Source organism: Niallia oryzisoli (genome assembly GCF_043641075.1).
GTDB classification, from domain to species: domain Bacteria; phylum Bacillota; class Bacilli; order Bacillales; family Cytobacillaceae; genus Bacillus_BD; species Bacillus_BD oryzisoli_A.
In genome coordinates this window covers 158,019-171,193 of record NZ_JBHZRC010000003.1, presented here as the reverse complement: position 1 = coordinate 171,193, position 13,175 = coordinate 158,019, and the positions used below count along the sequence as shown (strand labels likewise).

The following is a 13,175-nucleotide window of genomic DNA, read 5'->3' as shown; positions in this document are numbered from 1 at the left end:
TTCTCACACCACCTTTTGTACAGTACGTTTTTCAATTCGTTTCTCTTTATGTCCAACAATTAATCGTTGGACATAAATACCTGGAGTATGAACCTGGGCAGGGTCGATTGCGCCAATTTCTTCTACCTCTGCAATCGTAATTTTCCCAGCTGTAGCGACATTAGGGTTGAAATTTTGTGCCGTTTTATTATAGACGAGATTTCCCATTGCATCTGCTTTTAACGCACTGACTAAACTAAAATCAGCGGTTAAAGCTGTTTCCAGGATATATTCTTTCCCGCCGAATATACGGACTTCTTTTCCCTCTGCGATAGGGGTGCCAACACCTGCTGGGGTATAGAAGGCAGGGATGCCGGCGCCGCCTGCCCGAATTTTTTCCGCTAATGTACCTTGGGGGATTAGCTCAACTTCAATTTCGCCTGAAAGGTATTGTCTTTCAAATTCTTTATTTTCGCCGACATAAGAGCTTATCATTTTCTTGATTTGTTTATTTTTTAAAAGAATACCTAAACCCCAATCATCTACACCGCAGTTATTCGAGATGACGGTTAAGTCTTTTACGCCGGTCTTACTAAGAGCCACAATTAGATTTTCAGGAATACCACATAATCCAAAACCGCCAACCATGATGGTTGCTCCATCATAGATATCTTTTACTGCATCAATAAAAGAGTTATATGTTTGCTTCATCTATTCCAGCCTCGCTTTTATAGGATAAAAGGAAATCTAACTTCATTTTGTTAAGGGATATTAAGAAGGCATCCAACTGCTCATATACCGACTATCTTCTATTATATGGGCTTCTTTTACAACACGAAGAGGACGGAAGGTATCGATCATCACAGCAAGCTCACGTGTTTCCTTCTTACCAATGCTTTCTTCAATTTTGCCTGGATGAGGACCATGTGGCAAACCGCTTGGATGAAGGGTAATGGAACCTTCCTCAATTCCGCGGCGGCTCATAAAGTCTCCATCCGCATAATAAAGGACTTCATCGCTTTCTACGTTGCTGTGTACATATGGTGCAGGAATGGCCTCTGGATGATAATCATACAGCCTTGGTACAAAGGAACAAATCACATAGTTGTAGCCCTCAAACGTTTGATGTACTGGAGGCGGCTGATGAACACGTCCAGTGATCGGCTCGAAATCGTGAATACTAAAGGCATATGGATAAAGACATCCGTCCCAGCCAACTGCATCAAGTGGATGGAAATCATACGTATAAGAAGTAATCATTCCTTGTGCCCGTACTCGTACCTCATATTCACCTTTTTCATCCTTTGTCTCCAATTTTTCCGGAGTTCGGATGTCACGCTCGCAAAATGGTGAGTTCTCAAGATACTGACCAAATTCATTTCTGTAGCGTTTAGGAGGAACAATCGCTGAATTTGATTCAACGACTAAGATACGAGCTTCATCCGATTCCAATACAACACGATAGGTTGTTCCAATCGGAATCACGAGATAATCTCCTGGTCTGAAGCTTAACTCACCGAAAATGCTTTCAATTTTTCCATTCCCTTCATGAATAAACAGCATTTCATCGCCTTCACCGTTACGGTAATAATACTCCATTTGCTTATTCGGACGGGCCACTCCAATCGCCACATCATCATTGGCTAGATAAATACGGCGTGCTTCAAGAAAATCCCCGCCAGCTTGGATATCCTTTGTTAGGAAATGCCGGTGCTGCAGTGCTCCTTTTTCTTCATATTCATAGACAACATCACAAATTTTTTCTGCCCTTTTCACTTGGGTAGGCTGATTCACATGATAGATCAATGATTGAATACCGGAAAAACCCTTTGTTCCCATTAACTGTTCATAATAAAGACCGCCATCCTCTTTTCGAAACTGTGTATGACGTTTATGTGGAATGCGGCCCATTTTGATATAGTGCGGCATTTTGTACACCTCTCTCTTTAAAATTATTTGGTTATTTTTTCAACACCTAAAATGTCTGCCTCTGAAAGGGCGGGTAAAACGGTTCCTTTGACTTCACCAAAACCGATCCGGTATCCGTCACCTTGACAATATCCTCTAATAATCAGTTCATCACCATCTTCAATCCAAGTACGCTGTTCGCCATTTTTCAGTACAAGTGGCTCCGTACCCCGCCAAGTTAGCTCCAGCATGCTTCCTCTTTCACTTCGCTCGGAACCGCTGATTGTACCGGACGCATGCATATCACCAGGGCGTATATTGCAGCCGGTAATGGTATGATGGGCCACCTGCTGTGCGACGGACCAATACATATAGTTAAAATTGGTTTTGGTAATTTGCGTTTCTTCTTGATCGTTTTCTGGTTTCAAATAGACTTCCAGATTAATATTAAAAGCGCCATTTTCCGTTTGTTGTAAGTATGGCAGCGGCTCTGGATCTTGAGCAGGGCCAGTCTGACGGAACGGCTCTAATGCCTCTAATGAAACGACCCAAGGTGAAATAGAGGTAGCGAAGTTTTTCGCTAGGAAAGGACCAAGTGGCTGATATTCCCATGACTGAATATCACGGGCACTCCAATCATTAACAAGCACCATGCCGAATACTTGATCTTCTGCTTTATCAACCGGAATCGGTTGTCCAAGCTGATTTCCCGGACCGATAAACCATCCCATTTCTAATTCAAAATCAAGCTGAGCCGTTGGTCCAAAAACAGGGGCATCCACATTGACTGGTTTGGTCTGCCCTAACGGACGACGAACGTTTGTACCGCTTAGAACAATCGAGCTTGCGCGGCCATGGTACCCAATCGGAACATGCTTCCAGTTCGGCATAAGGGCATTATCCTTGCCGCGGAACATCGTCCCAACATTTGTTGCGTGTTCTTTCGATGCATAAAAATCGGTATAATCACCGATTTGAACCGGTAACATCATTTGAACTTCACTTTGTGGATAAAACGCTTTCAATCGAAGTTCCTCGTTATCTCTTAAATCGGCTGTCTCTTGATCCAGCAGGTCTTGAAGTCTTTCCCTGACCCTTTTCCAAACTGGGCGGCCAAGCTCCATAAAGGGATTCAGTGATGATGCGTTGAAAATATTTTTTCCTTCCGCGCCCGTCCCATTTAACAAACCGGCCTTGTCCAAAACGGACAGGTCAAGGACATAATCCCCGATCGCTATAGCGACACGTGGAGACCTGCCGCTAGGCTGAACGATTCCGTATGGTAAGTTTTGTATTGGAAAGTCCGAATCTTGTTTTGTATCAATAAATGAATATCTCATTCTGTTACCTCCTCATGAAAGATAGATAGATTGCCAAGTTCCTCTCTAGGTTCATCAAAGCTGCAGCTCCCGTAGGAGTGAGCAAAAAGACTGCGTGCTTTATTGATATCTTCTGAAGAAACGGTCATATTTCCCCAGCTTAGACCTGCCGGTGTAAAAGAAAAATGTGACGGGTCTTCATCAAGTAGAATATTTTCAATTATTTTTACATCAATACAATGGTTATAAGCGAACAGAGCAGCCGTAAACACATTCACAAATCCATGCATCTTTGTTTCGACTTCCTTTCGATACTGACGGATCGGATGATGGAGGCCTGCTGTGAATTTGATAAATAAACTTCGCTTTTGACATTCATGGATCAAGAAGGCTGCTTTCTCTGCTGATGGGAACATTTCTGCTCTTATGCCGCCCATTCGCATTTTGACTCCGAACTGTTTTGACGACTTTTTGTTTACTAATTCGATCGTATCTAATAAGGATTGAACTTGTTCATTCGTGCCGGTTACCTCACAATAAACAGGGCAATCCTTTGTATCCTTTGCCAACTTTTCTAAGAAAGAAGGTTTGATATTCTGAGAAAGCTTGATTTCAATTGAATCGACTGAACCCTCATCCTGGAACGTATGTAAAAATTGTTCGATTGCTTTGAGTTCTGTTTGCAGCTCGCTGGAATCTGTTAAAATAACTGATAACCGAAATGGGTATTGCTGATTAAATTTATCTTTATATTCCTCAAGTTCATTCAATCTGGCAGCCGGAATCACAAATGGTCCCAGCATCCAGGAATCAGAGCCTGTTATATAGGAGGAATAGTTATGAATCGCTTCAGAAAGTGGTAGAGCTGCAGGAGGGAAAAGTCCCGCATAATCAATTAACTCAGTCATAAAGTGACTAACAGCATTTTCTCTCCACTTTGCCTTTACCGTTGTTAACATGAAGATCAACGCTCCTTTTAAGTAGAGAGTGTCTTGTTGGACACTCTCTTTTTTTGAAACTTAAATATTTCCGCGGCGTTCTTGTTCGCGTTCAATGGATTCAAATAGAGCCTTAAAGTTTCCATCACCAAATCCAAGAGCACCTTTACGTTGAATAATTTCGATAAACAGGGTTGGGCGATCCACAAGCGGCTTTGTGAAGATTTGTAGTAGGTATCCTTCATCATCACGATCGACCAATATATTTAGATCTTGAATTTTCTTTACATCTTCATCGATTTCACCAACACGGCTGGCAAGTTCTTCATAATACGTATCAGGTGTTGTTAAAAATTCAACGCCATTTTCTTTTAATTTAGCAACCGTACTGATAATGTCATTCGTTAACAGGGCAATATGCTGAACACCTGCGCCTTTATAGAAATCAAGATACTCTTCAATTTGAGATTTACGTTTACCTTCAGCCGGTTCGTTAATCGGGAATTTGATGCGGCCCGTTCCGTTCATCATAACCTTTGACATCAGTGCAGAATACTCTGTTGAAATATCATCATCATCAAAGTGCTTCAACACACTGAATCCGAAGACTTTCTCGTAATAATTCGTCCATTCTTCCATGTCTTCTACGTTTCCGACGACATGGTCAATACCGACTAAGCCGGTTGAAGCTGATTGATACAGGTCTTCATACGCTTCAAATCCTGGTAAAAACGGTCCTTTATAATCGATTGGTTCAATGATGGTATGAATCGTGTCGCCATATGTTCCAATAACGGCTTTTTTCACTTTTCCGTTTTTGTCCTCTTCAATCCAAGGTTCCTTGATGGCAATTCCACCACGCTCAATTGCTTCGTAGTACGTGTTATCCAGGTCTTTCACATTCAGTGCAATGTCTTTAGCGCCCTCGCCATGCTTTTTCACAAATTCAGCAATCTCAGTATCATCTGTAAGGGAACCTGTCAGAACGAAGCGGATAGCTCCTTGTTCAAGTACATAAGAAACTCTGTCACGGGATCCTGTTTCAAGACCTTTATAAGCAGTTAATTTGAAACCGAATGCTTTTGCATAATAGAAAGCGACTTGTTTGGCGTTGCCAGTATAGAGCTCAATATGGTGAATATTTTTCACCGGGAAAATTTCTTGTTTTTTTGTTTGGGTAACAGATGCAATTTTTTCAGTCATTGCTAACACTCCTTTTTGAATATATAAAATTTTCTAAATCGTTCGATGTGACAAATCATAATACAAAAATTTTTATCAAACAAACCCATCTTTTACCGCGTTTTTGATTTATAGCTGTTATCCTTCAACTGATTAAAGTGTTAATACAGTTAGGTATGTTATTGCGATAGTTCTGAAAAAACAGTTAACATACATTCATAAAAAGAGGAGGGATCAATATGGGAGTAGAGGTTAAATTCTGTCCATGTAACTTTGAAGATGAGATGGAAATGGTAAAAGAGAAGTTGCAAGAATGTGAAGATGTAAGTATATGGGAAGAGCGCTGCCTGCTTTATTGTGGTCAATGCTTGGTTGAACCATTTGCAGTTGTGAATGGTGAAAATATAACAGCGGATAGTCCAGATGAGTTACTTGTTGAAATTCAAAATTGTTTGAATGAGTTAAAGAAGAGCGTTGTATGATGAATCAAGAAAATGTGAATTTTTCTTAGGATAAGTCTCTGAATGAGTGATTTGTTCCTGAAGTGGGAGTAAAATTCTTGGAACGGTCACGTATGTGGTTTCATTTCAAAATCATTTGTAGATATTTTTAATAAAGTCCTTCAGAATGGTAAAATGTCATTCGAAGGGCTTTTTTTATTCTTTACATGAAAACTTTTGTTGCAGGAGGCCTAATATGACGGCTATAATCGGGAAAAAGTTTGAGGATGGGGTTTTAATCTTAGCTGATAAAAGAATTACGATTAGAGGAACACAAGAATTTACTGATGATGTAAAGAAAATAATGATTTTAAGTCCCAAACTAATTTTTGCTTATGCGGGTGTCAAAAACATTGTTGATATGTGTGTAGGAAATCTGCAAAGATATGCCCAAGACCCTGCCAACTCACTAGAGGGGATTATCAAGCACACACAAAAGCTATTTTGTTCGGCCTTAGATCACTTTAAAAAACACCATCCACGGCAAAGATATGATACCGTGTATATTTTAGCTGGTTATACTGATGATGATGAAACGTTTATCTTTTATTTTTCATCTGACGATTTATTTCAACATAGAAAACCATTAGAATTCTTTTATAAAGCCTATCCATCTAGTGAAATGCTGAAGCTTCGTACATGTTTGATTAACGAAGTCGATCAATCACAGAAAGATATCTCCTACTACATTCAAAAGTTTTCCGCTGCTATCAGAAGTATTAACCATCCAATGGTCGGAAAAAGCACGTATTCCATCTATTTATCAAAAAATGAGTATTGTGAAATGGAAATTGACGAAAATGGATCCTGTACAAAAGTAAAAAAGTTATAAAGAGCAGGCCGACAACTAGTCGGTTTTTTTTAGCTATAAAAATACATCCTGAAACACACAAAATTAAAAATTTTTTATGAAAACACTTGAAAATCCAAAATTTATGTTTTAATATTTAGAAAATTAACAATACAGAAATAGTGTTAATTTGACATGATGAGTCATTCTATTGGCATGGGTTATTTTTCAAACAAATTCTCTGTATACAATGACTGAAAATTCAGAAAATTAATGCGAGGTGATTTAATTTGAGTCTGAAAATTGACCAATCCAAAACCCTTCAAAATCAGGTTTACGAATATTTACACAGTAAGATTGTAAATGGTGAGATTCAGCCTGGAGAACGGATTGTTGAAGAAAGTATCGCAAAGGAAACAGGAATTAGCAGAAGTCCAATCCGTGAAGCCATTCGCAGGTTGGATAGTGTTGGATTAGTATCAGTGAGTCCTAGAGGAGGCGTCAGGGTATATAGGCCAACTTTCTCAGACTTTAAATATCTTTACGAATGCCGGTTAAGCCTGGAATCTACTGCCGCTCATTATGCAGCGATTCGTATCAATCCTATTCAAAAGGAACAATTGTCTAACTTGATGAATGAAATGCAGCAAGCTGTGAGCAAGCAGGAAGTTGATCATTTAAGATCCTTAAGTACTCATTTTCACAATCTGATTGTTCAATTAAGTGGAAACCCTTACTTGGACAAAATGATGAAACATTTAATTTCTCACCTAACCTTTTATCGAAATGCCGTATTAAATATTCCAAAACGACTTGAAGAAGGGTCAGATGAGCATCAAGCCATCGGTGAAGCCATTATCGCACAGGATCCAAAGGCTGCAGAGGAGCTGATGAAGCTGCACATTGAGCGTGACTATCAATTCTACATCTCTAAGTATTCTAATCTGAACCCAGAGACTTCATTAGATTTAACTTCATTCAGCTGATGTCCTTCACTTCTATTAAGAAGAGATGAATACAAACAAGCTATCCAGTTCACGAGAGTTCAAACTCAGGCTGAATGAAGGTAAGCCTCTGGCGAGCCTTGCGATTTTTTACGGTAATTTATCGAGCGAGCTCGATAAAAATCCGGGCGCAAATTCGGCGAGCGAATTTGATTATAGATAAAAAACTAAAATGGAGTGTGAATAAATATGTTATTTCCAGAACAACTAACAATCCGTGATGTTACATTGAGAGATGGTTTGCAAAACGAATCCGTGTTTGTTGAAACGGATCAAAAAATTGAAAAAGTAAAGGACATCATTGCAGCAGGATTCAAACGGATTGAAGTCACATCCTTTGTCCATCCCAAATGGGTCCCTACGATGCAGGATGCAGACGAATTAGGGCAGCGATTACCGATCATTCCAGGTGTAGAATATGAAGCACTTGTTCCAAATAAGCGGGGATTAGACCGATTTTTACAATCCAATTTCCATAGCGCAGTAGTTTTCCTTTCTGCCAGTACGGCACATAATCAAGCGAACCTTAATAAGCGTACAGAAGAATCAATTGAAGAGGTAAAAGAATTAATTGCTATCACAAATCAACAAGGCAAGAAAACAATCGGTGGGATCGCAACGGCTTTTGTATGTCCATTTTCTGGGGTTGTTCCATACGAAGAGGTGGAAAAGGTTGCTGAGGCTCTTGTTAACAGCGGTGTGAATGAATTAGGGCTGGGAGATACGATTGGGAAAGCGACTCCTAGACAAATCTATGAATACAGCAGTCGAATTCTAGAAAAGTTTCCTGATGTTCCTTTAAGCCTACATCTGCATGATACATATGGCTATGGCCTAGCAAACGTAATGGCTGGGATACAAGCAGGGGTTCGTTTATTTGATGTTGCACAGGCTGGATTAGGCGGCTGTCCATATGCGCCTGGCTCACCAGGCAATATTCAAGCAAGTAAGGTTGTTCAATTATTAGAAAAACAAAATATTGGCACGGGTCTAAATATCGACCAGATTCTGAAACTAGATAGTGAATTTCCAAGATTACTAAGTTCTTCAAAAGTATTAGCAAAAACAAACTAACGTTTCGGAAATGCATTTTTGAGGGAGGAAGAAAAAATGCTTCATAAATTTAAAGGGCACTACCCAAATGTACATGCAAGTACATATATTGCTCCAGGGGCCCAGTTGATTGGAAACATTGAGCTAAAAGAAAATACGACTGTTTGGTTCAATGCGGTTTTAAGAGGAGATAACGATAAGATTTCGATTGGGAAAGGCTCCAATATTCAGGATGGAGCAATTGTCCATGTTGATCCAGGCTTTCCGGTTACTGTAGGGGAAAATGTTACAGTTGGTCATAACGTAGTCCTACATGGTTGTACGGTAGAAGATGGAGCATTAATCGGGATGGGAGCAACGATATTGAATGGCGCAGTCATTGGGGAAGGCTCCTTAATTGCTGCCGGAGCACTCGTTCCAGAAGGGAAGGTCATTGAGCCAGGTGTGTTAGCAGCAGGAGTTCCAGCTAAAGTCATTCGAAAGCTTACGCCGGAAAATATCGAGCGTGCAAAAGAAGGGGCACTTGCCTATGTTCAAAAGGGTGCTGAGTTTAAGGAAGAGAATATTTTAGAAAAAGCCGAAATGAATTAGGGTTAGATATATTTTTGTCCTCGTTGTTCTGAATATTTCAATATTTTTAGGCTGTAGTATTCCATTACCGTAAAAAGAAAGGAAGATTTATATATGAAAAAGCCTTTAGAAGGAATTAAAGTATTAGAATTAGGGAATTTCGTTGCTGCACCATTTGCCGGAAAAATTATGGGGGAGTTTGGTGCTGAGATTATTAAAATTGAAGACCCGGAAAAAGGCGATTCTATCAGAAACTGGAGGGTTATGCATAACGGTACATCCCTATGGTGGTACGTTCACGCAAGGAATAAAAAATCTGTTGCACTTGATTTAAGGAAGAGTGAAGATCAAGAAATTATTCGCGAACTAGCGAAAGAAGCGGATGTTGTGATTGAAAACTTCCGCCCAGGTACATTAGAAAAATGGGGAATTGGATATGAAGATTTAAAGAAAATTAATCCTAGCATCATCATGACACGGATTTCAGGCTATGGACAAACAGGTCCTTACGCGAAAAAACCTGGCTTTGGAAGTATCGCAGAATCAATGGGGGGAATCCGATATTTAACTGGTTTTCCTGATCGTCCTCCGGTTCGCGTTGGTTTGGCAATTGGCGATTCTATCGCAGGCCTATATGCTGTAAATGGGACTCTTATGGCATTAAGAGCAAGAGATATTGATCCGCAAAGGAGAGGTCAATATGTAGACATAGCGCTAACTGAAGCAGTCTTTTCCCTATTAGAAGGCGTCCTTCCAGAGTATGACGTAAAGGGAATTATCAGGGAAAGAACAGGTGCCACATTAGAAGGAATCGCCCCTTCCAATACGTATCTTTGTAAGGATGGTAAATATATTGTAATCGCTGCCAACAGTGATAGTATTTTTAGACGATTCATGAATGCCATTGGTCGTCCAGATTTAGCTGAGGACCCTGTCTACGCAAATAATCAAGGCAGAGCACAAAATGCGGAATATCTTGACCAACTGATTGAAGAGTGGACAAAGACGTGTACACAAAAAGAGGCTCAGAAAGTTCTTGATGATGCTGCTGTACCAGCAGGACCTATTTATAGCATTGAAGATATCGCAAATGATGAACATTTCCAAGCACGGGGCATGTTTGAAACTGTTACGCTCCCAGATGGTGAACGTGTCAAGGTCCCAGGAATTGTACCAAAGCTTTCTGAAACACCAGGAAGTATTGAATGGATTGGACCTAAGCTCGGCGAACATACTGAAGAAGTGATTGGAAATAGGTTAAGCAAGCAAAAATAGTGTTATTTTCTTGGCCGTTGCTTAATCTTTTTAAATAAGTAATAGAGGCTAAGAATTGATAAATAATGAAAGAATGGAGGTGATGTTTATTAACAAACAGCATTGATTAGACAACATAGACTGCTTGATTATTTAGTTTTAACTATCAGTAAAACTACTAAATGATAATAATTAATTTTGGGAGGTAACAAGTTTATGTTGTCTATTTTAGGATTTGCCATGATTATAACCTTTTTGGTTCTAATTATGACAAAACGTCTTTCCCCATTTGTGGGGTTAACAGTGATTCCGATTATCTTTGGCATCATCGGGGGCTTCGGCAAGGATCTTGGCCCATTAATGATGGAGGGCATTCAAAATGTAGCCCCAACTGCGTTTCTATTGTTATTTGCTATATTGTATTTTGGAATTATGTTAGATGCAGGTCTATTTGATCCATTAACAGCAAAGATCATAGGCTGGACAAAAGGAGATCCATTAAAGGTTATTGTAGCAACAGCCGTATTGGCAGGAATTATTGGGTTTGATGGTGATGGATCAACAACGATGATGATTGTCGTTACCGCTTTTCTTCCATTATATAAGAGGTTAGGGATTAGTCCAATTATCATGGCCAGCGTCATCATCATGCAAATTGGGATTACAACCCTTGTCCCTTGGGGAGGACCGGTTGGTCGAGCAGCAAGTGTATTGCATCTTGAACCGACAGCACTATATCTCAATATGCTGCCAGGTATGATTATCAGTCTTCTATTTGTTGTCGGTGCAGCCTATATGATTGGGTTAAAGGAAAGAGCCCGACTTCGAAAGGAAAATACGCAGCAAATTTCTATGGATGTCATTCAAGATGCATCTATTGAAAGCGCTGTAATTGAGAATATTAGTTTAGAAGATACTCAAATTAAACGTCCTAAATTGATCTGGTTCAATGGTCTTTTATCAGCTGTAATCATGGTAGCGATTATACTAGAATGGCTGCCGCCTGCTACTCTCTTTATTATTGGTACAGCTCTTGCATTGGTCATTAATTATCCGGTTTTAGATCATCAGCGTGAACGAATTGCAGCACATGCTCCCAATGCATTGGCAGTGGTATGTATGGTTTTAGCTGCCGGAGTATTTTCAGGTATTTTTAAAGGGACTCCTATTTCGGAGTCTATGGCACTATCTCTAGTTGATATTATTCCTACTGATCTTGGGCCATACATGGCTCTAATTACAGCCATTGTCAGTGCACCTGCTCTATTCTTTATTGGGCCTGACGGCTTTTACTTTGGCGTTCTTCCAGTACTGGCTGAAACAGCCGCTAATTATGGAATTGATACTATATCCATTGGCACGGCTTCCTTATTTGGTACTCCATTTGGTATTATGGGACCGCTTGTTGCATCTGTCTATCTATTAATCAACATCTCTGGTATCAGTTTAGGTGATCTTCATAAAACCGCTGGAAAATGGTCATTAGGGATACTATTAATTTACATCATTTGTGGTATCTTTATGGGGACTATTTCACTATGAAATATTTATAGTATTCAGATAACTTAACACAGGGAAAGGCGCCGTGACCCAAAATTTGAGTCAAAATGGGATAAGGTGCTGTCCCCGTGTCCTGTTCTTAATTAGAACACAATCGATTTAAGATTTTAATTACACGGAGCTGGGGGGAATAGGTATGTCAAATAATATGGATTCAGGGAAATTAATTGTGGGTGAAATTAATGAAAACTGGACAGGGGATGCTCGTTTTTATGAATATACAACTGCAGCAGATCCGATAGGAAGCGGGATTATCAGTTCAATACCGGCGAAAGAATTTGCTCCTGAATTATATAACTCAGGGGAAACTCGCATTATAACACTAGACCTTTCTAAAGATTTGAAAACTGATTATCCGGCAACAAGTCCATCGCTGCTTGCTAACTTTATCCGGATTACGGCAGGAGATTCCATTCAAACACAACCAAACGCAACGAGCGAGTTGTATTATATTATCTCTGGTGCTGGCAGTACAGAAGTAAACGGCGAAACAATCAATTGGAAGAAAGGTGACTTTTTAACTCTTCCATCCGGATCCATCAGCCGTCATACTGCCATAGAAAATACAACCATCTACTATATTTTAGACACACCGCTTCTTGATTACCTTGGTGTACAGGCAACTGAAGTACGCTTCAAGCCTACTCTTTATAAGGCTGAAGCAGCAAAGGCAAAATTGGATGAGGTAGCCAGTGCACCTGATGCCCATTTGAAGAATCGTATCTCAATTCTATTAAACAATCAAAAGTTTGATCAAACACTTACGATTACACATGTTCTATGGGCAATGTTTGGGGTCGTTCCTGTAGGATCCAACCAAGCACCACACAGCCATAAATCAGTTGCTCTTGATTTTGTAGCGTATGCGGCACCTGGTACATACACATTGGTTGGAGATAAAATCGATCCGGTTACCCAGCAAATTATTGATCCTATTCGCATTGATTGGGTTACAGGAAAAGCTTTCGTAACACCTCCTGGTTTGTGGCACTCTCATCATAATGAATCTGGAGAAGAAGCATATATTATCCCTATTCAAGATGCTGGTCTGCAAACCTATCTTCGTACATTGGATATTCAATTTGCCCAGTACTCTTACAATGAAAGGTGAAGGCTCT

General features: G+C 39.9%; 13 protein-coding genes. 8 read left to right on the top strand and 5 right to left on the bottom strand.

The features are described 5' to 3' along the window. Window positions 1–3 precede the first annotated feature (3 nt). From ACHUFV_RS13065 to hppD, 5 genes are read right to left on the bottom strand one after another with little or no spacing between them, the layout of a single operon-like run. Window positions 4–690, bottom strand: a complete 687-nt coding sequence (locus ACHUFV_RS13065) for a CoA transferase subunit A (protein ID WP_394234773.1) — start codon at window positions 688–690, stop codon at window positions 4–6. 60 nt (window positions 691–750) lie between these two features. Further along, window positions 751–1,908, bottom strand: coding sequence for a homogentisate 1,2-dioxygenase (locus ACHUFV_RS13060; RefSeq protein WP_394234771.1), 1,158 nt, complete (start codon window positions 1,906–1,908; stop codon window positions 751–753). 23 nt (window positions 1,909–1,931) lie between these two features. Further along, a complete protein-coding gene (gene fahA / locus ACHUFV_RS13055; protein WP_394234769.1) occupies window positions 1,932–3,227 on the bottom strand; it encodes a fumarylacetoacetase in 1,296 nt (431 codons plus the stop codon). Further along, window positions 3,224–4,165 carry a hypothetical protein gene (locus tag ACHUFV_RS13050; RefSeq protein WP_394234767.1) on the bottom strand — a complete coding sequence of 314 codons (942 nt, stop codon included), beginning with the start codon at window positions 4,163–4,165 and terminating at the stop codon, window positions 3,224–3,226. The genes fahA and ACHUFV_RS13050 overlap by 4 nt, the downstream gene beginning before the upstream one ends. A 60-nt stretch (window positions 4,166–4,225) precedes the next feature. Then, window positions 4,226–5,347: a 4-hydroxyphenylpyruvate dioxygenase gene (gene hppD, locus ACHUFV_RS13045; protein ID WP_394234765.1), complete on the bottom strand. Its 1,122-nt coding sequence runs from the start codon at window positions 5,345–5,347 to the stop codon at window positions 4,226–4,228. A 218-nt stretch (window positions 5,348–5,565) separates the two neighbouring features. Between hppD and ACHUFV_RS13040 the strand changes: the two genes are divergently transcribed. The 8 genes from ACHUFV_RS13040 (at window position 5,566) to ACHUFV_RS13005 (ending at window position 13,168) form a co-directional block, all read left to right on the top strand. Beyond that, the gene (locus tag ACHUFV_RS13040; protein ID WP_394234763.1) at window positions 5,566–5,808 is read left to right on the top strand and encodes a DUF1450 domain-containing protein; all 243 of its coding nucleotides are present in this window, start codon (window positions 5,566–5,568) and stop codon (window positions 5,806–5,808) included. A 214-nt stretch (window positions 5,809–6,022) separates the two neighbouring features. Then, window positions 6,023–6,658: a hypothetical protein gene (locus ACHUFV_RS13035; protein ID WP_394234761.1), complete on the top strand. Its 636-nt coding sequence runs from the start codon at window positions 6,023–6,025 to the stop codon at window positions 6,656–6,658. A 248-nt stretch (window positions 6,659–6,906) separates the two neighbouring features. Then, window positions 6,907–7,602 (top strand): GntR family transcriptional regulator, encoded by a 696-nt coding sequence (locus ACHUFV_RS13030; protein ID WP_394234759.1) that lies wholly within the window; start codon window positions 6,907–6,909, stop codon window positions 7,600–7,602. Window positions 7,603–7,809: 207 nt separating this feature from the next. Continuing rightward, entirely contained in the window at window positions 7,810–8,694 is an 885-nt protein-coding gene (locus tag ACHUFV_RS13025; RefSeq protein WP_394234757.1) for a hydroxymethylglutaryl-CoA lyase, read from the top strand. Window positions 8,695–8,730: 36 nt separating this feature from the next. After that, window positions 8,731–9,264, top strand: a complete 534-nt coding sequence (locus ACHUFV_RS13020) for a gamma carbonic anhydrase family protein (RefSeq protein ID WP_394234755.1) — start codon at window positions 8,731–8,733, stop codon at window positions 9,262–9,264. A 93-nt stretch (window positions 9,265–9,357) separates the two neighbouring features. Continuing rightward, window positions 9,358–10,518, top strand: coding sequence for a CaiB/BaiF CoA transferase family protein (locus ACHUFV_RS13015; protein ID WP_394234753.1), 1,161 nt, complete (start codon window positions 9,358–9,360; stop codon window positions 10,516–10,518). Between the two features lie 195 nt (window positions 10,519–10,713). Beyond that, window positions 10,714–12,039: a CitMHS family transporter gene (locus ACHUFV_RS13010; protein WP_394234751.1), complete on the top strand. Its 1,326-nt coding sequence runs from the start codon at window positions 10,714–10,716 to the stop codon at window positions 12,037–12,039. Between the two features lie 154 nt (window positions 12,040–12,193). Beyond that, on the top strand, window positions 12,194–13,168 hold the full coding sequence (locus ACHUFV_RS13005) for a cupin domain-containing protein (RefSeq protein WP_394234749.1): 975 nt from the start codon (window positions 12,194–12,196) through the stop codon (window positions 13,166–13,168). Window positions 13,169–13,175 lie beyond the last annotated feature (7 nt).

What these genes read in the sequence shown, in the direction of transcription:
- ACHUFV_RS13020 (WP_394234755.1), top strand. Translation starts at nt 8,731, where the DNA reads ATGCTTCATAAATTTAAAGGGCACTACCCAAATGTACATGCAAGTACA.
- ACHUFV_RS13050 (WP_394234767.1), bottom strand. Translation starts at nt 4,165, where the DNA reads ATGTTAACAACGGTAAAGGCAAAGTGGAGAGAAAATGCTGTTAGTCAC.
- fahA (WP_394234769.1), bottom strand. Translation starts at nt 3,227, where the DNA reads ATGAGATATTCATTTATTGATACAAAACAAGATTCGGACTTTCCAATA.
- ACHUFV_RS13010 (WP_394234751.1), top strand. Translation starts at nt 10,714, where the DNA reads ATGTTGTCTATTTTAGGATTTGCCATGATTATAACCTTTTTGGTTCTA.
- hppD (WP_394234765.1), bottom strand. Translation starts at nt 5,347, where the DNA reads ATGACTGAAAAAATTGCATCTGTTACCCAAACAAAAAAACAAGAAATT.
- ACHUFV_RS13005 (WP_394234749.1), top strand. Translation starts at nt 12,194, where the DNA reads ATGTCAAATAATATGGATTCAGGGAAATTAATTGTGGGTGAAATTAAT.
- ACHUFV_RS13060 (WP_394234771.1), bottom strand. Translation starts at nt 1,908, where the DNA reads ATGCCGCACTATATCAAAATGGGCCGCATTCCACATAAACGTCATACA.
- ACHUFV_RS13065 (WP_394234773.1), bottom strand. Translation starts at nt 690, where the DNA reads ATGAAGCAAACATATAACTCTTTTATTGATGCAGTAAAAGATATCTAT.
- ACHUFV_RS13015 (WP_394234753.1), top strand. Translation starts at nt 9,358, where the DNA reads ATGAAAAAGCCTTTAGAAGGAATTAAAGTATTAGAATTAGGGAATTTC.
- ACHUFV_RS13035 (WP_394234761.1), top strand. Translation starts at nt 6,023, where the DNA reads ATGACGGCTATAATCGGGAAAAAGTTTGAGGATGGGGTTTTAATCTTA.
- ACHUFV_RS13040 (WP_394234763.1), top strand. Translation starts at nt 5,566, where the DNA reads ATGGGAGTAGAGGTTAAATTCTGTCCATGTAACTTTGAAGATGAGATG.
- ACHUFV_RS13025 (WP_394234757.1), top strand. Translation starts at nt 7,810, where the DNA reads ATGTTATTTCCAGAACAACTAACAATCCGTGATGTTACATTGAGAGAT.